Origin of the sequence: Pseudochelatococcus lubricantis, assembly GCF_011762225.1 — a bacterium.
GTDB classification, from domain to species: Bacteria; Pseudomonadota; Alphaproteobacteria; order Rhizobiales; family Beijerinckiaceae; genus Pseudochelatococcus; species Pseudochelatococcus lubricantis.
This window is the reverse complement of sequence record NZ_JAASQI010000005.1, coordinates 261,742-285,177: the sequence shown is the minus strand read 5'-3', so window position 1 is coordinate 285,177 and position 23,436 is coordinate 261,742. Positions and strand designations below refer to the sequence as shown.

Annotated in this window: 23 protein-coding genes; 14 read left to right on the top strand and 9 right to left on the bottom strand. The window is 68.4% G+C overall.

The window, feature by feature from the left end; translation table 11 throughout:
* Complete coding sequence (locus FHS82_RS12510) at window positions 1–747, top strand: YggS family pyridoxal phosphate-dependent enzyme (RefSeq protein WP_246225315.1); 747 nt, start codon at window positions 1–3, stop codon at window positions 745–747.
* Here the strand turns inward: FHS82_RS12510 and bioB are convergent.
* From bioB to FHS82_RS12490, 4 genes are all read right to left on the bottom strand, one after another.
* On the bottom strand, window positions 717–1,757 hold the full coding sequence (bioB, locus tag FHS82_RS12505) for a biotin synthase BioB (RefSeq protein WP_166953244.1): 1,041 nt from the start codon (window positions 1,755–1,757) through the stop codon (window positions 717–719). The two genes, FHS82_RS12510 and bioB, sit on opposite strands and share 31 nt — an antisense overlap.
* Window positions 1,754–2,320: a biotin transporter BioY gene (locus FHS82_RS12500; RefSeq protein ID WP_166953242.1), complete on the bottom strand. Its 567-nt coding sequence runs from the start codon at window positions 2,318–2,320 to the stop codon at window positions 1,754–1,756. The genes bioB and FHS82_RS12500 overlap by 4 nt, the downstream gene beginning before the upstream one ends.
* 94 nt (window positions 2,321–2,414) lie before the next feature.
* The gene (locus tag FHS82_RS12495) at window positions 2,415–3,098 is read right to left on the bottom strand and encodes a GntR family transcriptional regulator (protein ID WP_166953240.1); all 684 of its coding nucleotides are present in this window, start codon (window positions 3,096–3,098) and stop codon (window positions 2,415–2,417) included.
* 3 nt (window positions 3,099–3,101) lie between these two features.
* Complete coding sequence (locus tag FHS82_RS12490) at window positions 3,102–3,722, bottom strand: TetR/AcrR family transcriptional regulator (RefSeq protein WP_166953237.1); 621 nt, start codon at window positions 3,720–3,722, stop codon at window positions 3,102–3,104.
* Between the two features lie 76 nt (window positions 3,723–3,798).
* On the opposite strand from FHS82_RS12490, the gene FHS82_RS12485 reads away from it, so the two are divergent.
* From FHS82_RS12485 to FHS82_RS12475, 3 genes are read left to right on the top strand one after another with little or no spacing between them, the layout of a single operon-like run.
* The gene (locus FHS82_RS12485; RefSeq protein WP_208394210.1) at window positions 3,799–4,722 is read left to right on the top strand and encodes an alpha/beta hydrolase family protein; all 924 of its coding nucleotides are present in this window, start codon (window positions 3,799–3,801) and stop codon (window positions 4,720–4,722) included.
* 25 nt (window positions 4,723–4,747) lie between these two features.
* Window positions 4,748–5,395, top strand: coding sequence for a glutathione S-transferase N-terminal domain-containing protein (locus tag FHS82_RS12480; RefSeq protein ID WP_166953234.1), 648 nt, complete (start codon window positions 4,748–4,750; stop codon window positions 5,393–5,395).
* The gene (locus FHS82_RS12475) at window positions 5,392–6,276 is read left to right on the top strand and encodes a DMT family transporter (protein ID WP_166953232.1); all 885 of its coding nucleotides are present in this window, start codon (window positions 5,392–5,394) and stop codon (window positions 6,274–6,276) included. Before FHS82_RS12480 ends, FHS82_RS12475 begins: the two co-directional genes overlap by 4 nt.
* Before the next feature lie 107 nt (window positions 6,277–6,383).
* Here FHS82_RS12475 and FHS82_RS12470 read toward each other — a convergent pair whose 3' ends face one another.
* Window positions 6,384–7,295: a LysR family transcriptional regulator gene (locus FHS82_RS12470; protein WP_166953437.1), complete on the bottom strand. Its 912-nt coding sequence runs from the start codon at window positions 7,293–7,295 to the stop codon at window positions 6,384–6,386.
* A gap of 100 nt (window positions 7,296–7,395) precedes the next feature.
* On the opposite strand from FHS82_RS12470, the gene FHS82_RS12465 reads away from it, so the two are divergent.
* The 8 genes from FHS82_RS12465 to FHS82_RS12430 all read left to right on the top strand — a co-directional run bounded on the left by FHS82_RS12465 (window position 7,396) and on the right by FHS82_RS12430 (window position 17,306).
* Window positions 7,396–8,148, top strand: coding sequence for a sulfite exporter TauE/SafE family protein (locus FHS82_RS12465; RefSeq protein ID WP_166953230.1), 753 nt, complete (start codon window positions 7,396–7,398; stop codon window positions 8,146–8,148).
* 255 nt (window positions 8,149–8,403) lie between these two features.
* A complete protein-coding gene (locus FHS82_RS12460; RefSeq protein WP_166953228.1) occupies window positions 8,404–8,712 on the top strand; it encodes a DUF485 domain-containing protein in 309 nt (102 codons plus the stop codon).
* Window positions 8,709–10,436, top strand: a complete 1,728-nt coding sequence (locus tag FHS82_RS12455) for a cation acetate symporter (RefSeq protein ID WP_166953226.1) — start codon at window positions 8,709–8,711, stop codon at window positions 10,434–10,436. Before FHS82_RS12460 ends, FHS82_RS12455 begins: the two co-directional genes overlap by 4 nt.
* The gene (locus tag FHS82_RS12450; protein ID WP_343042567.1) at window positions 10,411–11,940 is read left to right on the top strand and encodes a DUF294 nucleotidyltransferase-like domain-containing protein; all 1,530 of its coding nucleotides are present in this window, start codon (window positions 10,411–10,413) and stop codon (window positions 11,938–11,940) included. The genes FHS82_RS12455 and FHS82_RS12450 overlap by 26 nt, the downstream gene beginning before the upstream one ends.
* A gap of 8 nt (window positions 11,941–11,948) precedes the next feature.
* Entirely contained in the window at window positions 11,949–12,158 is a 210-nt protein-coding gene (locus FHS82_RS12445; protein ID WP_166953222.1) for a hypothetical protein, read from the top strand.
* Between the two features lie 5 nt (window positions 12,159–12,163).
* Window positions 12,164–14,845: an ATP-binding protein gene (locus tag FHS82_RS12440; protein WP_166953220.1), complete on the top strand. Its 2,682-nt coding sequence runs from the start codon at window positions 12,164–12,166 to the stop codon at window positions 14,843–14,845.
* Window positions 14,842–15,207: a response regulator transcription factor gene (locus tag FHS82_RS12435; RefSeq protein WP_166953218.1), complete on the top strand. Its 366-nt coding sequence runs from the start codon at window positions 14,842–14,844 to the stop codon at window positions 15,205–15,207. The genes FHS82_RS12440 and FHS82_RS12435 overlap by 4 nt, the downstream gene beginning before the upstream one ends.
* On the top strand, window positions 15,204–17,306 hold the full coding sequence (locus tag FHS82_RS12430) for an exonuclease domain-containing protein (protein WP_166953216.1): 2,103 nt from the start codon (window positions 15,204–15,206) through the stop codon (window positions 17,304–17,306). The genes FHS82_RS12435 and FHS82_RS12430 overlap by 4 nt, the downstream gene beginning before the upstream one ends.
* A gap of 26 nt (window positions 17,307–17,332) precedes the next feature.
* On the opposite strand, the gene FHS82_RS12425 is transcribed toward FHS82_RS12430, so the two are convergent.
* The 3 genes from FHS82_RS12425 to FHS82_RS12415 form a co-directional block, all read right to left on the bottom strand.
* The gene (locus FHS82_RS12425) at window positions 17,333–18,841 is read right to left on the bottom strand and encodes an L-aspartate oxidase (protein ID WP_166953214.1); all 1,509 of its coding nucleotides are present in this window, start codon (window positions 18,839–18,841) and stop codon (window positions 17,333–17,335) included.
* A 13-nt stretch (window positions 18,842–18,854) separates the two neighbouring features.
* Window positions 18,855–19,907 carry a quinolinate synthase NadA gene (nadA, locus tag FHS82_RS12420; protein WP_166953435.1) on the bottom strand — a complete coding sequence of 351 codons (1,053 nt, stop codon included), beginning with the start codon at window positions 19,905–19,907 and terminating at the stop codon, window positions 18,855–18,857.
* A 260-nt stretch (window positions 19,908–20,167) separates the two neighbouring features.
* Window positions 20,168–21,139, bottom strand: coding sequence for an NUDIX hydrolase (locus FHS82_RS12415; RefSeq protein WP_166953212.1), 972 nt, complete (start codon window positions 21,137–21,139; stop codon window positions 20,168–20,170).
* Window positions 21,140–21,247: 108 nt separating this feature from the next.
* Between FHS82_RS12415 and FHS82_RS12410 the strand changes: the two genes are divergently transcribed.
* Together FHS82_RS12410 and nadC are read left to right on the top strand one after the other, a co-directional pair.
* Entirely contained in the window at window positions 21,248–22,084 is an 837-nt protein-coding gene (locus FHS82_RS12410; protein ID WP_166953211.1) for an aldo/keto reductase, read from the top strand.
* 48 nt (window positions 22,085–22,132) lie between these two features.
* Entirely contained in the window at window positions 22,133–22,969 is an 837-nt protein-coding gene (gene nadC / locus FHS82_RS12405) for a carboxylating nicotinate-nucleotide diphosphorylase (protein WP_166953209.1), read from the top strand.
* A gap of 10 nt (window positions 22,970–22,979) precedes the next feature.
* Here the strand turns inward: nadC and FHS82_RS12400 are convergent, their stop codons facing one another.
* The gene (locus tag FHS82_RS12400; protein WP_166953207.1) at window positions 22,980–23,414 is read right to left on the bottom strand and encodes a YybH family protein; all 435 of its coding nucleotides are present in this window, start codon (window positions 23,412–23,414) and stop codon (window positions 22,980–22,982) included.
* Between the last annotated feature and the right edge of the window lie 22 nt (window positions 23,415–23,436).

The window sequence follows — 23,436 nt, the reverse complement described above, 5'->3', positions numbered from 1 at the left end:
ATGAGTACCGCAACCATGGGTGTCGCGGCCAATCTCGCGGATGCGCATGCCCGTATCGCGGCGGCGGCGCTGCGCTCGGGACGGAGCGCGCAGGCGGTGCGCCTCCTGCTCGTCACCAAGACGGTCGCGCCCGAGCGCGTACTGGAAGCCGTGCGCGCCGGCCAGACCGATCTCGGCGAGAACAAGGTGCAGGAAGGCCGCCAGAAGGCGGAGGCGCTGGCCGGAGAGGCCGTCCGCTGGTCGATGATCGGCCATTTGCAGAGCAACAAGGTGAAGGACGTGCTGCGTTTCGCCGGCGAGGTGCAGTCGCTGGACCGCCTCTCGCTGGCGGTGGCGCTGGAGAAGCGCCTGCAGTTTCTCGGTACCGGCCTCGATGTGTTCGTGCAGGTGAACACGTCGAACGAGGCCAGCAAATACGGGCTCACCCCGGAGGAAACGCCTGCGTTCCTGAAGGAACTCGCCGCCCTCCACGCGCTACGCCCGAAGGGATTCATGACGCTGGCGACTTTTACCCCGGACGAGGCGGAGGTGCGGCGGTGTTTCCGCTGCCTGCGCGATACTCGGGATCGCGCCCGTAACGACGCGCCGCAGGGGGCAGCGCTGGCCGAGCTCTCCATGGGCATGTCGGGCGACTACGAGTGGGCTGTCGAGGAGGGCGCGACGGTCGTACGGGTCGGGCAGGCGGTGTTCGGCCCGCGACCGCTGCCTGACTCCCACTACTGGCCCGGCGCGGCCGGGGCCGGCTGACGGCGGCCTCGGCGCGCTCCTTCCGGAGCCCGGGGCGCCGCTGTCCGCATGCCCAGCCGGGCGATGAGCGCCGCGTCGCGGTCGCGTGCCGGATTGCCGGTCGTCAGCAGCATGTCACCGGTAAAGATGGAGTTCGCGCCGGCGAGGAAGCAGAGTGCCTGCATCTCGTCGCTCATGGCGTGGCGGCCTGCGGAGAGCCGCACCACGCTTTCCGGCATCAGGATGCGGGCGAGCGCGACGAGCCGGACGAAGGCAACGGCGTCGGCGGGTTCCGCCTTCTCCATCACCGGCGTGCCCGCGATGGCGTTCCACATGTTGATCGGCACGCTTTCGGGCGGCACGTCGAGATTGGCGAGCGTCACCAGCATGGAGATGCGGTCCTCCACCGTTTCGCCCATGCCGACGATGCCGCCGCAACAGACTTTGATGCCGCCGGCGCGGACATGGGCGAGCGTCTCCAGCCGGTCGTCCATCGTCCGTGTGGTGACGATCTCGGGATAATAGGCGCGCGAGGTGTCGATGTTGTGGTTATAGTAATCGAGCCCAGCCTCGCCCAGTCGCTCCACCTGCGACGGGGTCAGCATGCCGAGGGTCACGCAGGTTTCCATCCCCAGCGCCTTCACACCCTCGATCATGGCGCAGACCCTGTCGAGATCGCGGTCCTTCGGACTGCGCCAGGCCGCGCCCATGCAGAAGCGCGTGGCGCCGCCCTCCCTGGCCCGCCGCGCCTGCGCGAGCACGGCGTCGACGTCCATCAGCTTCGATGCCGCGACGCCCGTCTTGTGGTGAGCGCTCTGCGAGCAGTAGCCGCAGTCTTCCGGACAGCCGCCCGTCTTGATGGACAACAGCGTCGCCGTCTCGATCTCCGTTGGGTCGAAATGCCGGCGGTGGAGGGTCTGCGCCCGGAACAGCAGCTCCGGGAAGGGAAGGCCGTAGACGGCGCGCGCTTCTTCCTCCGTCCAGCATACGCGCGGGGCGGGCCGGGTGGCAGCCGGGATCGCGGCGCTCATCGGCCGATCTTCCCGAGAAGATGCGCCGGAACAAACACCGCGGCAACGGCGACCACCGCGATTTTCAGGAGATCGCCAAGAATGAATGGCGTGAAGCCGAGCGCGACGATCCGCCCCGCCGGCACGTAGAACGCGAGCCAGAGCAGCCCCGCGGCATAGATGACAGCAAGGCCCGCGAGCATGGCGAGCACGCGGCCGACGACACCGCGCCCTTGTGCAAGCGCGCCGGTGATCCAGCTCGCGGCGAGATAGCCGAGCAGATAGCCGCCCGTGGGCCCCACCATGTACGCCACGCCGATCCCGCGCTCCGGCGTGCCGGAAAAGACGGGGAATCCGGCCGCGCCCGCTGCGAGATAGGCAAGGAAGGTCGCGGTGGCGAGGCGCGGCCCGGCGGCGACGGCAATCGCCATCACGGCGAGCGTGTGCAGGGTCATCGGCGTCGGCCAGAAGGGAATCTGGATCTTCGCGGCAAGGGTGATCAGCGCGACGCCGAGAGCGACGAAGGCGACTGTCCTTAAGCCGGAACGCAGGCCCGGGCCCGCCAGGACGAGGTTTTGACTCATGCTATCGCTCCTTCATAATTATAGATAATTCGTGATTTCATCTATAATGAATCCACATAAGCGGGCGAGTCGCAACATAATTATAGATAATTCATCAGCCGACGATGGCAAACGCCTTCCGCTGCCGGCCGCCAGCGGCGGAAACGGGCCGGTGCCCGATCCATTGGACATGCCGTGCGAGCGTGGCACAGGCGGCTTCCGTATCGCCCTTGCGCAGCGCGGCGAGAATGGCGCGGTGATCGTGATCGGTGCGCGCCTCCCAGTCCGATCGCCAGGCGGCGAAGAGGAAGCGGGCGGAGGCCGCGTGGAGATCGTCGATGGACGCGAGCAGCCGGGGCATGCCGCAGGGTTCGAGGATCAGCCGATGAAAGCGCCGGTTCGCGGCCTCCCACGAGCGGACATCGCGGGAAGCGTCGCCGGCCTTCGTGGCTTCCTCGGCCTCGTCGAGCACGGCATGCGTCAGGTGCGGGGCGGCGTGGCGAAGGGCCAGCACCTCCAGCGCCGCGCGCATCTCCGCCACTTCCCGGACTTCCGACAGTTCGAAGGATGCCACCCGCACGCCCTTGCGCGGTTCGCTCACTGCAAGGCCTTGCGCCTCCAGGCGGCGGAACGCCTCGCGCACCGGCACGTGGCTGGCGCCGAATTCCCCGGCGATATGGTCCTGCCGCAGCCGCGTCCCCGGTTCGATCTCGCCGGCGATGATGCGCTCCGCCAGCGTGCGGCTGATGCGGACGGCCAATGTGTCTTCCTTCAACGTCTCTTCTTTCTGCGCGCGCATGTTTTATAGATAATCGGGAACGGGCAGCCTGTCGATCGCGGCGCTGCCGGGCAGGGCGGTGCGGATGAGGCGCGACGCCGCGTCGGCGGCTGCCTCCATGTAGGACGGATCGCGGTGCAGCAGCACCACCGCGAAGGAGCCGTCGAGCAGCAGGATAACCTGGCGCGCGAGCTGCAGCGCGTTCTCGCCGACGCCTGCCTCTGTGAAGGCCGAAAAGAGCCAGTCCTCGACCCGTTTCTTGTGCGCGCGTCCGATGGTGATGGCCGGGTGGCCCGGCAGGTTGACGAGTTCCACGGAGGTGCGCAGGAAGCCGCATCCCTTCCATTCGGGATGGCGGGCGGCGCGGGCGAGGTTGCTGAAGAGGCTTGCGACCTTGTCCGCCACGTCGCCCTCCGTCTCGGCGAACCATCGCTGGAACAGGGCGAGATTCGGCTGGTCGCGGGTGTCGAGATAGGCGGCGATCAGGTCGTCCTTGCTGCGGAAATGGTAGTAGAGCGTCCGCTTGGTGACGCCGGCCTTCTCGGCCACGGCATCGACACTGACGGCGCGGATGCCCTCGCCGTGGAACAGCTTGCCGGCGGCCCGGATGATGCGTTCACGTGTGGGGAGCGTACTGCTGGTCATAAGCATGTATCGCACAGGCTGATGTATACTGACCAGTGAATATACACGACGGCGCTCTTCTTTTATCGTCGCCGGCATGAACGAGAACATCCGCACCTTACCCGACATGGATGGCAGGGCCGTCGCAATCGCCTGCCGCGACGGCGTGACGCTCGGCGGCCACGTGTGGGCCGCTCCGGGCGGCGGCGCGGCCGGCACGGTCATCGTCAACCCCGCGACCGGTGTCGCAGCGCGCTATTATCACCGTTACGCGCGCTTTCTGGTGCGGCACGGCTTCGACGTTCTCACCTACGACTATCGCGGCATCGGCCTGTCGCGGCCGGCGCGCCTGAGAGGGTGCCGCTATCGCTGGCGGGACTGGGGCGAGCTGGATTTCGACGCCGCTGTCCGCTTCATGCGCGACCGCCGGAAAGACGGGCCGCTGCTGGTGGTCGGCCACAGCATCGGCGGCTTCCTGCCCGGACTTGCCGAAAGCGCGACGCTGGTCGACAGGATGCTGACGGTGGGCGCGCAATATGCGTGGTGGGGCGACTATGCCCCGCACCGGCGGCTCGGCCTGCTCCTGAAATGGCACGTCGCCATGCCGGCCGCCACGGCGTTCTGCGGCTATTTTCCGGGCCGCCGGTTCGGCTGGCTGGAAGACCTGCCGGCCGGCGTCGCCAACGAGTGGAGCTTTCGCGGCCGCCGCTTCGAGCGCAGCCATCCGCGCCATGAGCGGGCGAAGGCGCTTTGCCGCATGGCGGCGGTGAAGGCGCCCATCCTTGCCGTCGCCGTGGCCGACGACGAACTCGGCACGGTGCCGGCCATCCGGCGCGCGCTCCGCTACTACACAGGCGCGTCGCGGCAGGCCGTGCTGCTCGCGCCGGCCGATTACGACCGCGAGGCCATCGGCCACTTCAGCCTTTTCCACGACAGCCACGCCAGCGGTTTCTGGATCGATACGCTGTTATGGCTCCGGGAAAGCCGCAACCCGTGGCCAAGCCGCCTCATCGGCCCCTGAAATCCAATCACCGGGAGTTCGTCTCGTGCATCGCTTCTACCATTCGCCGGGCGCCTGTTCGCTCGCCGTCCACATCGTGCTTGAGGAAACCGGCGCGCCCTACGAGGCGGAGGTGCGCTCCGCCCGCAACGGCGAGGGCACTTCCACGCCCGACTATCTGGCGCTCAATCCGAAGGGCCGCGTGCCGGCGCTGGCAGGCGTCGGCGACGAGTCCGGGCTGCTGACCGAGGCTGTCGCCATCCTCCTTTATCTCGCCCGCAGCCATCCCGGAGCGGGGCTGCTGCCTGCCGACCCCGCCGGAGAGGCGCGCTGTCTCGAATGGCTGTCGTGGCTGTCGGTGGATCTGCACGGCATCGGCTACGGCCAGCTCTGGCGTCCGCACCGCTTTGTCGGCGATCCGGCGCTGCATGCCGCCGTGGTTGAACGGGGGCGGGACAACATCCGCCGCGTCTACGATCACATAGAGAGCATCCTCGGGGACGGACGTGACTGGGCCGTGCCGGGCGGATACACCGTTGTCGATCCCTATCTGCTTGTATTCTGGCTGTGGGGCAGGCACGCCGGCTTCGACATGGAGGCGGAATGGCCGCTGTGGGCGGGCCTGATGGACAAGGTGCTGACGCGCCCGGCCGTCCGGCGGGCGCTCACGCAGGAGGGGCTGGCCCAGCCATGAGACAGCCGTCCGGGGTGCGCGCACAGGGCGTTGCCTATGGCTGCGCGGTCGTCGCACTGTTCGCGGGCTTCGTGATCGTATCCCGCCTCGGGCTTTCGGCCACGCTCGCGCCATCGGATGTCGCAGCGTTGCGCTTCGGCATCGCCGGCCTTCTGCTGTCGCCGATCCTGATGAAACACGGGCTCAGCGGCCTGGGCGCCACCGAGGCCGCCGTTCTCTCGGTCTCGGGCGGGCTCGGCTTTGCGCTCTTCGTCTATGCCGGCTTCGCGCTCGCGCCGGCGGCGCACGGCACGGTGCTGCTCCATGGCACGCTGCCGCTGACCACGGCCGTGCTGATGCGGACGTTCGCGAGGGCCAAAGCGCCGGAGGGGCGAGGGACGGGGCTCGCCCTCATCGCGCTGGGCGTCCTCGCCATGGCGTGGGACGGCCTGTCCAACGCATCGCCGATGCTGCTCGCCGGCGACCTCTGCCTGCTCCTTGCCTCCTTCTGCTGGTCCGGCTACGGGCTTTACGTGCGGCGCCTCGGCCTGCCGGCGACGCGCGCCGCCGCCATCGTCACCGGCCTTTCGGCCCTGATTTTCCTGCCGGTCTACGCACTTCTGCCGGGAAAGGCGCTGTTCCACACACCGTGGCGCGACCTGCTGGTGCAGGGGATTTTTCAGGGCGCCGTCATCGGCGTCGCGTCTATCGTTATTTACACGCGGGCCATCGTGCTGCTCGGCGCCACCCGGCTTGCCTTCTTCACCGCCGCCGTGCCGGCTCTGACGACGCTGGCGGGCATTCCCCTTCTCGGGGAAACGCCCGGCGTCGCGGCCGGGCTCGGCGTCGGACTCGTTACCGCCGGCATGATCGCCGGCCTGCGGCAGGCCGATCCGGACTAAAGCGTTTTCAAGCAAAGCGGGTACCGGTTTTCGTGAAGATAGCGCGTAATATCAAAAACTTATAGCATTTCGGCGTTTCAATGAAATGTCGAAATGCTATAGTATCATTATCCTGCGGCGGGCTCCGAACACGGCAGGCCGGCCTGCGCCAGATGCGCGAGGAGGTCCCGCGCCGGCGGCGTCAGTTCGTCCTCCGGCCGGCAGCAGAGCGACAGCCGCCGCGTCGCCCAGGTGTCGGCGAGGCGGCGGAAGGCGATTCCCGTCGCGGCGCGGCAGCGGCGCGCGGCGGTCTCGGGCACGATGCCGAGACCGACGCCGTCGGCGGCCATGCGGCAGATGCCGTCGAACGTGCGCAGCCGCAGCCGCGTCTTCAACTTCACGCCCGCCCGCGCGGCCTGCGCGTCGATGTGGTCCTGCAGGGCACCGCCGGCGAGCCCCACGAACTCGCAATGCACCACATCCGCAAACGCGAGGCGCCGGGCCGCCGCAAGCGCATGATCACGCGCCATGACGACGACCAGCCTGTCGACAGCAAACGGCACCACGCGCAGGCCGGCGGTGTCGACCGCATCCGAGAGGATGCCGATTTCCGACAAACCGGTCGCGACCATCCGCGCAATCTCCGCACTTTGCCGCTCCTTCAGCTCGACATCGATCCGCGGATGCGCGGCCATCCACGGGCCGAGCCTGCCGGGGAGGAACTCGGTGATGGCGGCCGTGTTGGCGGCGAGCCGGACAGTGGCGCGCAAGCCCCTTGCGTGCTCGCCGAGTTCGCCACGCATCTGCGCCATCTGACGGCCGATCAGGCGCGCATGGTGGGCCAGCGCCTCGCCGGCTGGCGTGGGGGTGACGCCGCGCCGGCCACGTTCGAGCAGCCGGACGCCGCCGGAGGCCTCCATGTCGCGCAGGCGCTCGCTGGCCGCCGGCAGAGACAGGCCGACGTCCGCCGCCCCCCGTGTGATGCTGCCGGCCTCGACCACGGCAAGGAACAGGCGAAGGTCTGTGAGATCGAAACGCATGCCCGCGAGGATAGCCGAAATGGAGCCTTCGGACCAGCCGAAGCCATGACTTCGGATCATCCGCATTGTGCCTGGCGCGGAATCCCTTATCCCGACGGACATGATGGATATCTCGCTCCTGCTCCTCGTCGCGGTTGCCGCGACCTTTTTCGCCGCCGGCATCGTCAAGGGTGTGACCGGCATGGGCCTGCCGACCGTGGCCATGGGCGTGCTCGGCGCGCTCGTCTCGCCGCTCGCGGCGGCCAGCCTGCTGATCGTGCCGTCGTTCGTGACCAACGTCTGGCAGCTCGCGGCCGGCCCAAGCTTCGGGCCGCTCGCGCGCCGGCTCTGGCCGATGATGCTGGCGATCGGCGCCGGGACGCTCGCCGGCACTTCGCTGCTCGCCCACGGCGATACGGCGCTGACAACGGGCGCGCTCGGCGCGGCGCTCGTGTTCTACGCCGCCTTTACGCTCCTGGCCCGCCAGATCCGTGTACCGGCGCGGCTGGAGGCCTGGCTGTCGCCGGCCGTCGGCGCGATCACCGGCATCGTGACCGGCGCAACGGGGGTTTTCGTCATCCCGGCGGTGCCCTACCTGCAGGCGCTTGGCCTCGACAGGGACGATCTCGTGCAGGCGCTCGGCCTTTCCTTCACCGTCTCGACCGTCGCGCTGGCGATCGGCCTGGCGTCGCGCGGCGCGTTTCACGCCGACAGCCTCGTCCTGTCCGCGCTGGCAGTCGCCCCCGCGCTCGCGGGCATGTGGGCGGGACAGATTATTCGGCAAAAGATCAGCCCGCAGACTTTCCGCCGCTGGTTCCTGTTCTGTCTGATCGTCCTCGGCGCGGAAATGCTGCTGCGGCCGCTGGTTTCATAGAGCGGCGCCATTCGCCGGGGCGCCCGCCGGAACTTTCCGCGTATCAGCCAAGAGTATAGGTTGCTAAACCGGCACGCATGAAAGATACCTCATATATTGGCCGATCGGTTTTCTGCATAAGCGGCCGAATGAAAAGAGTGACCGTACGGGGCGGAAAGCTTTCCGCCACGGGCGCAAATAAAAAAGCGGAGCGGAAACACCGCAATCCGCACGGATTCGTTTGAATCTGAAATAGTTTTAAGGAGGATAACCAAGATGGACACGTCCGTGGCCGAGCGCGTTGCGGCCAACCCAACATATCAGTCCCTGAAAGCCACCCGATCCCGGTTCAGTTGGACGCTGACGATCGCTATCCTGATCGTTTACTACGGCTTTATCCTGTTGATCGCGTTCGGCAAGAATTTGCTGGCAACCCCGCTGGGAGACGGCGTCACGACGCTCGGCATCCCGGTCGGCTTCGGCGTGATCATCTTCACCATCGTCATCACCGCCGTCTATGTGCGGCGGGCCAACGGCGAATTCGACGCTCTTTCCGAAACGGTGAAGCGGGAGGTGCTGCAATGAGCAGCCTTGCCAGAAATCTCTTCAGGACTCTGGGCGGCGCGGCCCTTCTGGCCGCCCCGACCGTCGCGCTCGCCGCCGGCGACCTCGGCGGCCAGGCCGAGCAGCAGCCGACCAACTGGACGGCGATCATCATGTTCGCCGTCTTCGTGATCGGCACGCTCTTCATCACGAAATGGGCGGCCGCGCGCACCAAGTCCGCGGCGGACTTCTACACGGCGGGCGGCGGCATCACCGGTTTCCAGAACGGCCTTGCCATCGCCGGCGACTACATGTCCGCCGCCTCGTTCCTCGGCATTTCGGCGGCGGTGATGGCCTCGGGCTTCGACGGCCTCATCTACTCGATCGGCTTCCTCGTCGGCTGGCCGGTCATCACCTTCCTGATGGCGGAGCGGCTGCGCAACCTCGGCAAGTTCACCTTCGCCGACGTCGCCGCCTTCCGCTTCGCGCAGACGCCGGTGCGCATCTTCGCGGCCTCGGGCACGCTCGTCGTCGTTGCCTTCTACCTGATCGCGCAGATGGTCGGCGCGGGCCAGCTCATCAAGCTGCTGTTCGGGCTGGAATACTGGATCGCGGTCGTGATCGTCGGCGCGCTGATGATGATCTACGTGCTGTTCGGCGGCATGACCGCGACGACGTGGGTGCAGATCATCAAGGCCTGCCTGCTGCTGGGCGGCGCGAGCTTCATGGCCTTCATGGTGATGTGGAACTACGGCTTCAGCCCCGAGCGGCTTTTCGCCAGCGCCGTCGACGTGAAGGCGGGAATCGCCTCTGCGGGTGGCGCCGCGCCGGAGCAGGCGCGCCAGAGCGGCCTGTCAATCATGGCGCCGGGTAACTTCATCACCGATCCGATCTCGGCCATCTCGTTCGGCATGGCGCTGATGTTCGGCACGGCCGGCCTGCCGCACATCCTGATGCGCTTCTTCACCGTGCCCAGCGCCAAGGAAGCGCGCAAATCGGTGATGTGGGCCACGGGGTGGATCGGCTACTTCTACCTGCTCACCTTCATCATCGGCTTCGGCGCCATCACCTTCGTGCTGACGGATCCGTCGTTCCTCGACCCGCGCGGCGGCCTTATCGGCGGCAGCAACATGGCGGCGGTACATCTGGCGCATGCCGTGGGCGGCAACATCTTCCTCGGCTTCATCTCGGCCGTGGCGTTCGCAACCATCCTCGCCGTGGTGGCCGGGCTCACGCTCTCGGGCGCGTCCGCCGTGTCGCACGACATCTACTCCACCATCCTGAAGGACGGCAAGGCGGACAGCGCTTCGGAACTGCGCGTCTCACGCATCACCACCGTGGCGCTCGGCATCCTGGCGGTCGCGCTCGGCATCGCGTTCGAGAAGCAGAACATCGCCTTCATGGTGTCGCTCGCCTTCGCCATCGCGGCGTCGGCGAACTTCCCGGTGCTGTTCCTGTCGATCCTGTGGAAGGACACGACGACCTGGGGCGCGGTGATCGGCGGCTTCCTCGGCCTCATCTCCTCGGTGGTGCTGACGGTGCTCTCGCCCTCCGTGTGGGAAGCGACGCTTGGCTACGCAAAGGGCTCGGCGCCGTTCCCCTATACCTCGCCGGCGCTGTTCTCGATGACGATCGGCTTCGTCGGGATCTGGCTGTTCTCGGTACTCGACAGGAGCCGCCGGGCGCAGATCGACCGCGATGGCTTCCTGGCGCAGCAGGTGCGCTCGGAGACCGGCATCGGTGCCGCGAAAGCCTCCTCTCACTAACGACAGCTTCCTCCCGCCGGACACGCCGGCGGGAGGCCCCGCTCCGGGCGACGATGCCGGTCCTCCCTCCGCGGGGCGGATCGGCATCGCGCGCGAACGGCGGGAGCTGGTATCGCTGATGACAGCACGGGTGGGCGATGCCCGCGTCCGCGAGCCTCTTGTCGTGGATGGCGGCACCGATCTCGTCAGCCTGTGCCGCCTGCTGTCCGCGCGCGGGCTGGGCGACGCGCTGGTGCGGGACGGCGAGCGCCTCGGCATCTTCACCACCACCAACCTGCGCGATGCGCTGCTGCGGCCGGAGCCGCCCGCGAGCCTGCCGGTGAGGGCCGTCTCGACCTTCGAGACGATCTCCGTCTCCATCGATGACGAACTCTACCGGGCGCTGATCCTGATGCTGCGCCACCGAATTCACCGCGTCATCGTGATGGACGGCGAAAAGGTCGCCGGGCTGCTCAGCCAGTATGATCTGATGGCCTTCATCACCGGCCATTCGCAGCTCACCGCCCTGCAGGTGGCGCAGGCGCCCGATATCGCCGCGCTGCAAACCGCCGCGCGGCAGGTCGACAGCCTGATTACCGTGCTGCATGAGGACGGCGTGCGCATTGAGGTGATCGCGCGGCTCGTGGGCGCGCTGAACCGCCAGATTTTCGACCGTCTGTGGCAGTTGCTGGCGCCAGCCGAGCTGCGTGCCAACAGCTGCCTCATCGTCATGGGGAGCGAGGGGCGCGGCGAGCAGATCGTCAAGACCGATCAGGACAACGCCCTGCTGCTGCGCGACGGCTTTTCCCATCCGGATCTGGAGGCGGTGACGGAGGCCTTCACCGCAGCGCTGATCTCGATGGGCTATCCGCCGTGCCCCGGCGGCATCATGCTGAGCCGTCCGCTCTGGCGCCAGCACGTCGGCACCTTCTGCGAGACGCTCCGCCAATGGATCCACGGCGCCGATCCGGAAGGGCCGATGAACCTCGCGATCTTTCTGGATGCGGCGCCTGTGGCGGGCGATCCGACGTTGCTCGACGCGGCGCGTACGCGGGTGAGAGAGCTGATGATGAACGACGACGGCTACTACGCCCGCTTCGCCGCCGCCATCGAGCAGTTCGAGAGCGGGGGCTGGTGGTCGCGGCTGCCGGGCCTCGGCGGCCGTGCCTCCGCGCAGATCGACCTGAAGAAGCGCGGCCTGTTCCCGCTGGTTCACGGTGTCCGGGCGCTCGCGCTGCAATACGGGGTGGGCGAGACGGCGACCGTGGCACGGCTGGCGGCGCTGGAGGCCGACGGCCGCATCGATACGCCCTTCGTCCGCGATCTCGCGGACGCACTGCATTTCCTGATGGGGATGAAGCTGTCGAGCAATCTGCGGCAGATGGCGGCTGGCCGCGCGCCTGATACGATGGTGCGGCTCGACGAACTCGGCACACTCGACAAACAGGCGCTGAAGGATTCGCTCGCCATCGTCCGCCGCTTCCGCCAGTGGCTGGAGCGGCATTACAGGCTGGATGTGCTGTGAAGGGAGGCATGCCACACACGCGATTTTCGCTCGGCCTTTGGGCCGCGGCCGCGCTGCTGTTCAATTTTCCGCTGATCCTCATCTGGGATCGCGACGTCACGGTGGCCGGGTTGCCGCTGCTGCCGGTCGCGATGTTCGTCATCTGGGCGCTGCTGATCGTGCTTCTTGCCTTCGTGGCGGAGGCGCGCCCGGCACGCCGGCCGCCCCCTTCCGGCTGAAGCCCATGTCCGCCCCGCTCGTCCTCGGCGTCTCCTTCGGCTATCTGCTGCTGCTGTTCGCGATCGCGGCCCTTGCCGACCGGCGCGCGGCGGAAGGGCGCTCCGTGATCGACAACCCGTTGGTCTATGCGCTGTCGCTCGGCGTCTATTGTTCGGCGTGGACCTATTTCGGCAGTGTCGGCGAGGCGGCGGCCGAGGGCATCTGGTTTCTGCCCATCTATCTCGGCCCCATGCTCGCGATGCTGCTCGCCGGCGTGGTCATCCTGCGCATGATCCGCATCGCGCGTACATACCGCATCACCTCCATCGCGGACTTCATCGCCAGTCGCTATGGCAAGAGCCCGCTTCTCGCCGCGCTGGTGACGCTGATCACCGTGGTGGGCATCGTGCCCTACATCGCGCTGCAGCTGAAGGCCGTGGCGACGGGCTACCAGATCATGACGGCGGCGCCCGCCGACAGCGGCGCGCTGGTGTGGTGGCGGGACAGCACGCTCTATGTCGCGATGGCGCTCGCCGCGTTCACCATCCTTTTCGGCACCCGCCATCTGGACAGCGCCGAGCGTCACGAGGGGATGGTGGCGGCCATCGCCTTCGAATCCGTGGTGAAGCTCGGCGCCTTTCTCGCGGTGGGCGTCTTCGTCACCTGGGGGCTGTTCGACGGCCCGGCCGACATCTGGGCGCGTGCCGCCGTGCTGCCGGAGTTGCGGGCGCTCGCGCGGCTCGGCAGCGGCACCGGGGAGGGCGGCTTCGGCCATGCGCAATGGTTCGCGCTCGTCGTTCTCGCCATGCTGTCCGTGCTGCTGCTGCCGCGCCAGTTCCAGATGATGGTGGTGGAGTGCGTCGACGAGCGACATCTGAAGCGCGCTGCCTGGGTGTTTCCGGCCTATCTGTTCCTGATCAACGTATTCGTATTGCCCATCGCCATCGGCGGGCGGCTCATTTTCGGCATGGAGACGGTCGATCCCGAAACCTATGTCCTGACGCTGCCGCTGGCGGACGGCGCGCGGGCACTGGCGCTGTTCGTCTATGTCGGCGGGCTGTCGGCGGCGACGGGCATGCTGATCGTCGAGACGATCGCGGTTTCCACCATGGTCTGCAACGATCTCGTCATGCCGGCGCTGTTCCGCGGGCGCGGGTTCGGGGCCTATTCCGGCCGCGATCTCACAGGCCTGCTGCTCAACATCCGCCGGGCCGCGATTCTCGGCATCCTGCTGCTGGGCTATCTCTATTTTCGCATGGCCGGGGATGCCTATGCGCTCGTCAGCATCGGCCTCATCAGCTTCGCGGCGGTGGCGCAGTTCGGCCCGGCGCTGCTCATCGGCATTTACTGGAAGGGCGGCACGCGGCTCGGCGCGCTCGGCGGCCTCATCGGCGGCTTTTCGCTCTGGGCCTATACGCTGATGCTGCCATCCGTCGCTCGCTCGGGCTGGATTTCGGCGGATTTCGTCGCGCACGGGCCTTGGGGGATAGAGATGCTGGCGCCGGAGCGCCTCTTCGACCTCGCCGGGCTCGACAATCTCACCCATGCGCTGTTCTGGAGCCTGCTGGCCAACGTCGGCCTCTATGTCGGCCTGTCGCTGTGGCGGGCGCCCGGCGCGCGGGAAACGAGCCAGGCGCTGCTGTTCGTCGATATCATGAAGCGTGGCGACGCCGGCGAGGCGCCGGTCTTCTGGCGCGGCCGGGCGCGGATTGCGGACCTTGAAGCGCTGGCCGTCCGCGTGCTGGGCGACGAGCGCGGCCGGCTGCTGTTCGCAGGCGGGCAGGCAGGTCAGTCCACAGGCCACGGCGCCGGCCCGTTGGCGGACGCGCAACTCGTCGACCGGGTGGAGCGGCAGCTTGCGGGTGCCGTGGGCTCGGCATCGGCGCGGGTGATGGTGGCCTCCGTTGTCGAGGAGGAAGCGCTCGACCTAGACGACGTGATCGCCATTCTCGGCGAGGCGAGCGAATTGCGCGCAGCCAACGAAAAACTGAAAAGCCTCGACCAGATGAAGGACGATTTCATCTCCTCCGTCACGCACGAACTGCGCACGCCGCTGACCTCCATCCGCGCGCTGAGCGAACTCATGCTGGACACGCCCGACATGGACGAGGCCCAGCGCGCCGAATTCCTGCGCATCGTGGTGGGTGAGAGCGAGCGCCTGAGCCGGCTGGTAAACCAGGTGCTCGACATGGCGAAGATCGAATCCGGCCAGGCCGAATGGCATAACAGCGATGTCGACCTCGGCGCGCTGATCGTCTCCGCCACGGGCGGCATGTCGGCGCTGTTCGCCGAGCGCGGCACCGCGATCGCGCTCGATCTGCCGCCAGCCGTGCCGCCGGTGCGCGCCGACGCGGACCGGCTGACGCAGGTGCTGCTGAACCTGCTGTCGAACGCGGCGAAGTTCGTTCCGGAAGGGAGGGGACGGATCGAAGTATCGTTGAAGATCGCCGGCGACAGTCTGGAAGTGCGGGTGCGGGACAACGGTCCCGGCGTGCCTTCGGCGGACCGCGCCCATGTCTTCGATCGTTTCCGCCAGGGCGGTGACGCCCTCACGCGGCCACCGGGCACCGGGCTCGGGCTTCCCATCAGCCGACGGATCGTCAATCATCTGGGGGGAGAAATGTGGCTCGAATCGGAGCCGGGCGAAGGAGCGTGCTTCGGTTTCCGGCTGCCGCTTCCGCCCGCGCCGGAGGGGGAGAAGAAATGAGCGCCACGGTGCTGATCGCCGACGACGAGCCGAACATCGTCATATCGCTCGAATTCATGATGAAGCGCGAGGGGCATCGGGTGCTGGTGGCGCGCGACGGCGCCGAGGCGCTGGAGGCGATCCGCCGCGAGCGGCCGGCGCTGGTGCTGCTCGACGCCACCATGCCGGTGCATTCCGGCTTCGAGGTGTGCGAGGCCGTGCGCGCCGATCCCGCGATACGCGACATCCGCATCCTGATGCTGACCGCCAAGGGCCGCGAGACCGACATGGCGCGCGGGCTCGGGGCCGGTGCCGATGCCTATGTCACCAAGCCGTTCTCGACGCGCGAACTGCTGGAAAAGGTGCGGGAGATGCTGGCGTGAGGGGAGATCGCCGCCTTCTCCTGGCCCTGCTCGCGCCGGGCGTGCTGCTGGCGGCGTGGGAGGCGGTCGCGCTGCTTCTGCTCTTCACCGGCGCGGCGCCCGAGTCACGGACCGGCCTCGGCGCCGCGCTCTCGACACAGGCGCCCGTGCTCGCCGTCTGGTGGCTCGCGGCCGCGGCCGCTGCGGCCTTCGGCCTCTACCGCCTGCATGCCGTCTTCGTGGCTGGCGCAGACCGGCTCGCGGACGCGACGCGCGTACTGGCCGGCGATCCGCAGGCGCCCGCCATTCCGCCTCAGGGCAACGCGACCCTGCGGGCTCTGGCCGAGGCCATCAACACCCTCGCCGACCGGCATCGCACGCTGCGTAGCGACATGGACGAGCGGATCGCGGACGCCAGCGAGGCCGTCGCCTATCAGCGCGACCAGCTCGCGGCGCTGATGGCGGAGCTCGAACAGGGCGTGATCGTCTGCAACCTCGACGGCCGCATCCTGCTTTATAACCAACAAAGCAGCCGTCTCTTCGCGTCCTGCGGGGGCACCGTGGGCCTTGGACGGTCCATCGATGCGCTGCTAGACCCCGCGCTCATCGCCCATGCGCGCGAGATGCTCGAACAGCGGGGCGCCGGCGGGGCGCCGGCCCATTTCGTGACCGGGCTTCCCGACGGCCACCTGCTGCGGGTGGGCATGGCAGGCGTGCGCCCGGCGGGCGAAGGCGCCACCGCCGCGCTGACCGGCTTCGTGCTGCTGGTCGACGACATCACCGAGGAACAGCGCGCGCACGCGAGCCGCGACGCCCGGCTGCTGACGCTCACCGAGGCGAGCCGCGCGTCGCTGGCGGCCATGCAGGCGGCGCTCGACCTGATGGACTATCCCGATCTGGCGGAGGACGAACGCGCGCGCTTCCAGGCGATCGTGCGCGACGAGGTGTCGGCGATGGGCCGGCGGCTTGAGGCGCTCGCCGCCGATACATCCGAGGACCTGAAGGGCCGCTGGCCGCTGCAGGACATGCTGGGCGCGGACCTCCTCGCCGCCGCCGCGCGGCGGATTGCCGCCACGTCGGGGGACGCGGCCGAAACCGACGCCGAGCCCGGGCTGTGGCTGCGGGTAGACAGCTTCGCCGTTATCAGCGCCCTTGCCTTTCTGGCCGGCCGGCACGGCGCGGCGGCGGGCAGGCCGGCGCTGCGGCTGCGGCGCGCGGAGGGGCGGGCGCATCTTGACCTGCTCTGGCGGGGGGAGAGCGCGGAGCCCGCGCCCGGCTGGCAGACGGAGCCGATGCAGGTCGGCGACGAGCGTCTGCCGCTGACGGTGCGCGACGTTGCCGAGCGGCATGGCGGCGAGGTGTGGTTCGGCCGGCAGCGCGAGGGCAGCGACCGCTTCGTGCGCTTCCTGCTGCCGTTGGCGTCGGGCGCGCCGCAGGCGCCCCTCGCGCCCTCCGACAGCCGCCCGGTCTATTACGATTTCGACCTGTTCAGGGCGAGCGCCGAAGGCAGCACGCTCGACGAGCGGCCGCTCACCGGGATCAGCTACACGGTCTTCGATACCGAAACCACCGGGCTCGATCCGGCGGGCGGCGACGAGATCATCCAGATCGGCGCGACGCGGATCGTCAATGGCCGCCTGCTCGACGGGGAGTGCTTCGACCAGCTCGTCAACCCCGGCCGGCATATTCCGGAAGCCTCGATCCCGATCCACGGCATCCGCCCCGAGATGGTGCGCAGCAAGCCGCCGATCGCGGAGGTGCTGCCGCTGTTCCACGCCTTCGCCGCCGATACCGTGCTCGTCGGCCACAACGTTGCCTTCGACATGCGCTTCCTGCAGATCAAGGAGGCGGTCAGCGGCGTGCGCTTCGAGCAGCCGGTGCTGGATACGCTGCTGCTTGCCTCAATCGTGCATCCGCACGAGACGGAACACGGGCTGGAAGCGACGGCCGCGCGGCTCGGCATCAACCTCGCCGCCCGCCACACGGCCGTCGGTGACGCGCTGACGACCGCCGCCATCTTCCTGAAGCTGCTGCCGCTGCTGGCCCAGAAGGGCATCACCACGCTGGGCGAGGCGCGGGCAGCCTCGGCCGGGTCCTTCTACGCGCGCCTCAGGTATTGAGGCGTTCGCCGCGCCACGTCTGTCTGTCAGGCTACTTGCCGCGACTGAGGCGCGCCGCACAATTCCCCGGCGAAACGCAGGGTGGCGTCGAGCGTTGTCTCGCTGTGCCGCCCGATGGCATCGGCCGCGGGACAGTCGGCGCGGAAATGCCCGCCGCGGCTTTCCCGGCGCGCGAAGGCACCGGCCGCGACCATCAGCGCCACGAGGGCGCGGTCGTCCGCCGCGACATCGTGAAGCCGGCGGATGACATGGCTGAGCCCGGCGGCATCGCGCACCACGCCCACCCCGGCGTCCATCAGCGCGCGGATATCGGCAGGCGCGGGTATGGTGCCGCGCGGCGCCGTGCGCGTCTCCGGCGCGCCGGGCAGGGCAAGGTTGCCGCGTATGTCGTCCGCGCTCCAGCCCGCGAAGACGAGCGCTTCGAGCAGCGAGTTGCTGGCGAGCCGGTTGGCGCCATGCAGGCCGGTCGATGCCACCTCGCCGCAGGCCCAGAGTCCGGCGACGGTGCTGCGGCCCGCCGCGTCCACCCGGATGCCGCCCATATGGTAATGCGCGGCCGGGCGCACCGGGATAGGCTGGCGCGCGGGATCGAGCCCATGGGCGCGGCAGAGCGCCACGACGCCGGGAAAGCGGCCGTCGAGGCCCTTCAGGCGGGCATCGAGAAACACCTGCCGCCCCGCCGCGATCTCGCTGAAGATGGCGCGCGCCACCACGTCGCGCGCAGCGAGTTCCCGGCCCGGCACGTCTTCCATGAAGCGTTTGCCTCGCTCGTCCAGCAGGATCGCGCCTTCGCCCCTTAAAGCCTCGGTCGCGAGCGGCATCGGATCGGCGCCAACGGCGATTGCTGTGGGATGGAACTGCACAAACTCCATGTCGCGCATTACCGCGCCGGCGCGGGCGGCGAGCGCCAGCCCCGAGCCGACCGCGCCCGGCGGGTTCGTGGTCGAGCCGTAGAGCGCGCCAAGCCCGCCGGTGGCAAGCACCACGGCCCGGGCGGGCAGGGCGACTTCGCCTGAAGGCGCACGTGCCCTGAGCCCGGCGATGCGGCCGTGCGCATCGCGCAGCAGGGCGACGGCGCGCAGATCGTCGGCGATCATGATGTGGGGTGCGCCGCGGGCCGCGCGGATCAGCGTTTCCAGCACGGCAAGGCCGGTCCTGTCGCCACGCGCGTGGACGATGCGGCGGCGGCCGTGGGCGGCTTCGAGGCCGAGCGCCAGCCTGCCTTCCGCATCGCGATCGAACGGGGTTTCGAGCCCGGCGAGCCACGCGACGACCTCGTCGGCCGCTTCCGCGACGCGCCGGGCGACGGCGGGATCGCCGAGGCCCGCGCCGGCCGCGAGCGTGTCGGCGGCATGCAATTCGGGCGCGTCGTCGTCTCCGAGGGCAGCGGCGATGCCACCCTGCGCCAGCGCCGTCGCGGCTCCATGGCCGAGGGGGCTGCCGGCGATCAGGGTGACCGGCAGGGGCGCGAGACGTAGCGCCGTGGCAAGCCCGGCGACACCCGCGCCGACCACGAGAATGCAATCCTGCAACATGACATCGGCCCCTTCAACGGACGGCGAGCATGCGCTCGACGGCGGCACGGGCGCGCCCGGCCACCCGCGCGTCGATCTCGACGGCGACGCTCATGGTCTCCAGCGCGCGGCGGATTTTCGGCAACGTGATGCGCCGCATGTGGGGGCACAGGTTGCAGGGCCGCACGAACTCCACCTCCGGGTTATGGACCGAAACGTTGTCGGCCATGGAGCACTCGGTGATCAACACCACGCGGCCCGGCTTGTGGTCGCCGACATAGTCCGCCATCGCGGCCGTGGAGCCGGCGAAATCGGCTTCCGCCACCACTTCCGGCGGGCATTCCGGATGGGCGAGCACCACGATGCCCGGATAGCTCTCGCGCAGGTCGCGGATGTCCTGCGGGGTGAAACGCTCGTGCACCTCACAATGGCCTTTCCAGGCGATCAGCTCGATCTCCGGAACCTCTTTCTGCACGTTCTGCGCCAGATATTCGTCCGGCAGCATCAGGATGCGGTTGACGCCCCACTCACGCGCGACGTGGCGCACCACCTTCACGGCATTGCCCGACGTGCAGCAATAGTCGCTCTCGGCCTTCACCTCGGCGGAAGTGTTGACGTAGGTGACGACCGGCACGCCGGGATAGCGCTGACGCAGCAGGCGGATGTCCGCGCCGGTGATGGAATCGGCGAGCGAGCAGCCGGCACCGTCGTCCGGAATCAGCACGGTCTTCGACGGATTGAGCAGCTTCGCCGTTTCGGCCATGAAATGCACGCCGGCCAGCACGATGACGTCAGCATCCACATTCACGGCCTCGCGGGCGAGCGCGAGGCTGTCGCCGACGATATCCGCCACCGTGTTGAAGATCTCGGGCGCCTGATAGTTGTGGCCGAGCACGACGGCGTTGCGCTCTTTCTTCAGGCGCTCGATGGCCTCGACCTCGCGTGCGACCGCCGGCCACTCGCCCGGCAACAGGTGTTTCGACACGCGCGCATAGAGTTGCGGCAGCGGAAAGCCTTCCTCCGGGCGCGCGGCGGCAAGGGAGGCGGGGGCTGTTTCCTCACGGGGTGCGAAGTTGGCGTAGAGCATCGCATCTTCCTTGTGCTCATAATGAGCATAATAGGGGTGCAGAACATACGATCGTTTCACGGAAACGCCGGCATGCTCTAATTCTTTGATTTTGAGCGAATTCTTAGCGATCCAATGATCCCATTGGATCGGAACGCGCCCTTGAAACGCCGGGCAGAATTGCCCGACAGACCGTTATGCTAAAATTGAGCATAAGGCTTTGTCAACTGAATGTCATGAAAATCGCGGAAAATATATTTTTCAGCAATACGAGGATCGCCTCAGCGCCGGCCGCCGGCGACGGGCAGGCGCACGCCCGGCGCGGGGCGCTCCAGCAGCACCTCGCGGCGGAAGCGCACGAGGCGGGCGGGGCGTCCGCCGGTCTCGGCTGTGGCCTCGCCTGTTTCCTCCACGAGACGCTGCTGCTCCACCAGCCGGCGGAAGTTCTGCTTGTGCAGCCGCACCCCGCCGAGTGCCTCGACCGTGCGCTGGAGCTGAAGCAGCGTGAAGCTCGGCGGCATCAGCTCGAACACAACGGGCCGATACTTGATCTTGCCGCGCAGGCGGGCGATGGCCAGCGCCAGCATGCGGCGGTGATCGACGGCCATCTCGACGCTACCGGCGAGCGGGGCGGCGCGGCCGGCGTTCTGCTCGCGCAGCGCTTCGCCCACCAGCCCGGCCTCGTAGAGCAGTTCGTAGCGTTCGAGCGCGCGTTCCTCGTCCCACACGCCGCGCTCCCCGAAGCCGAATGCGAGCGAGAGCCGCTCGCCGCGGGTGGCCCGCACATCCGCGGCCGCCCAGTCACGCAGGACCGGCTCCAGCGCGTCCAGCACCGGCGGACGGCCGTCGCGCCAATCCTCCCAAGGGAAGTAGCGATACCAGCTCTGCCAGGCCGCATCGGCGTCGCCCGCCGGCCGTGCCTCGCGCACCAGAGCGAGGTAGGCAACGGACAGCGCGCGCGTCGCGTTCGCGCCGTCCGTCTCGCTACGGTCGCGGTCGCCGAAGGTGTAGAGCTGCTCGACATAGCCGAGCTTCTGAAGCGTCTGGCGCTCCACCCAGTTCCTCAGGCCGGTTTCCAGCGTGCGATGGCCGCGTTCCAGCGGGCCGGAGGGCAGCGCCTCCCGGCCGCCGCAGTGGCGGACGACCAGCACCTTGGGATCGTCGCCGGTCACCGCCACGATGACGGCACTCAGGCCGATGACGAGATCGGTCTGCTGGCGGACCTCCGGCCGGGAAGGGGTCTGGGTCGACATGCTCTTGCGCGAAACGGGTGGTTCGGAAACGATGCCGCCATCAATAGCACGCTTGCGCGCGCCGCGCGGCAATGGCATTCGCATTGTAACGGCATCGGGAGGTGAATAATGGGCAATCAGGTGGTTCTTCCCGGCGGCGAGGCGGTTCCGGCGCTCGGCATCGGCACGTGGATGATGGGCGAACGGCCCGGCGCATCGCGGGAGGAAGCCGAATCGGTGCGGCTCGGCGTCGAACTTGGCATGACGCTGGTCGACACCGCCGAGATGTACGGCGACGGCGCCTGCGAGACCTTTCTGGGTGAAGCGCTGCAGGGGCTGCGCGACGGCGTGTTCCTCGTCAGCAAGGTCTATCCTCACAACGCCAGCCGCGCGGGCGTGATCGACGCCTGCGAGCGCAGCCTCAAGCGGCTGCGGACCGACCGACTGGACCTCTATCTGCTGCACTGGCGCGGCGGCGTGCCGCTGGAAGAGACCGTGGCCGGGTTCGAGGCGCTGATCGCGGCGGGCAAGATCCGCCGTTGGGGCGTGAGCAACTTCGATACCGACGACATGGAGGAACTGTGGAACACGCCCGGCGGCCATGCCTGCGCGGTCAATCAGGTGCTCTACAATCTCACGCGGCGCGGGCCGGAGTGGGACCTGCTGCCGTGGCTGGCGGATCACGATGTAACGCTGATGGCCTACAGCCCCATCGAGCAGGGCGGCCTGCCGAAGGGCGGCGCGCTGGCGGAGATCGCCGCGAAACATGGGGCGACGCCGTATCAGGTGGCGCTGGCGTGGGTGCTGCGCCGCCCGCAGACCATCGCCATCCCGAAGGCCGCGCGCCCGGCCCATATGCGGGAGAACCATGGCGCGGCTGCCTTGCGGCTCGACGGCGAGGACTTCGCGCGCCTCGACCGCGCTTTCGCGCCGCCATCGCGCAAGCGCCCGCTTGAGATGCTCTGATGCGGGGCCAATGACGATTCTGGAAGCCGGCGGCGCAAAGGGACGGCCATGTACGACAAATTCAGCGTTCTGCGTCTTATCGACCAGTGGCTCGCCGAGGATATCGGCCATGTCGATCTGACGGCGCAGCTCATGATCGCGCCGGAAGCGACCGCGAGATTCTACATGAAGGCGCGCGAGCCCATGACGGTCGCCGGCGTCGAGGTCGCCGCCATGGTGTTCACGCGCTACGACCCGTCCTGCAGGGTGGCGCTGCAGGTCGCGGAGGGCGATGCGGTCGGGAAGGGGGCGGCGCTTGCGGTCGTCTCCGGTCCGGCGCAGTCGCTGCTGACGGCCGAGCGCACGGCGCTCAACATCGTGCAGCGCCTTTCCGGCATCGCGACGGAGACGGCGCGGTATGTCGGCGCCATCGCACACACGCCCGCCCGGCTGCTCGACACCCGCAAGACGACGCCAGGCCTGCGGATGCTGGAAAAACACGCCGCCGGTTGCGGAGGCGCCCTGAACCACCGCCTCGGGCTCGACAGCGGTATCATGCTGAAGGACAACCACATCGCCGTCTGCGGCAGCATTGCCGACGCCGTCCGCATCGCGCGGCAGCGGGCGCCGGTCCTGACGCGGATCGAGGTGGAGTGCGACCGTCTCGATCAGGTCGCGGAAGCACTGGCGGCGGGGGCGGATGTCATCATGCTTGACAACATGAGCATCGCGGACATGGCAGAAGCCGTCCGTCATGTCGCGGGCCGCGCGAAGCTCGAAGCCTCGGGCGGCATCCGTCTCGATACGATTGCCGCCGTGGCGGAAACGGGCGTCGACTTCATCTCCACCAGCCGCCCGTTCCAGTCCGCACCCGCCGTCGACATAGGGCTGGACGACGCGGCCTGACCGGGCCTCGTCAATCCTCGGTATAGGCCATATAGCGGATGATGCGCCATTGGCCGTCGTCCTCCCGGCGGAAGACATCGAGGCCCGGCTCGATGCTGATGGCGTCGCCCGGCGTCACCTTCAGCGTCCACGTCAGCCGCACGACCGCGAGGGCGCCTTCGACGATGATCTCCTTGATGTCCGCCGCGTAGTGCAGTTTCCGGCTGCTGTCGTCGAGCGCGCGCGAGATGATGGCGCAGCGCGCCTCATAGCCGGCTTCGCCCTGTCCGCGAAAATCGGAAATGAGCGATTTCGAGAACAGGTCGCAGGCCTCGGCTTTGCGGCCGGCGTTGAAATCGGCGGTCCATTGTTCGAGCCGTTGCCTGATTTCCGCCGTCGCGTCCGCCCGGGCGGAGGCGCAGGTGAGGATCGCGGCAAGAGCGACGGCAAGCCGACGGAAAAACATGCCAAGCCTCCGGATAAGCTGT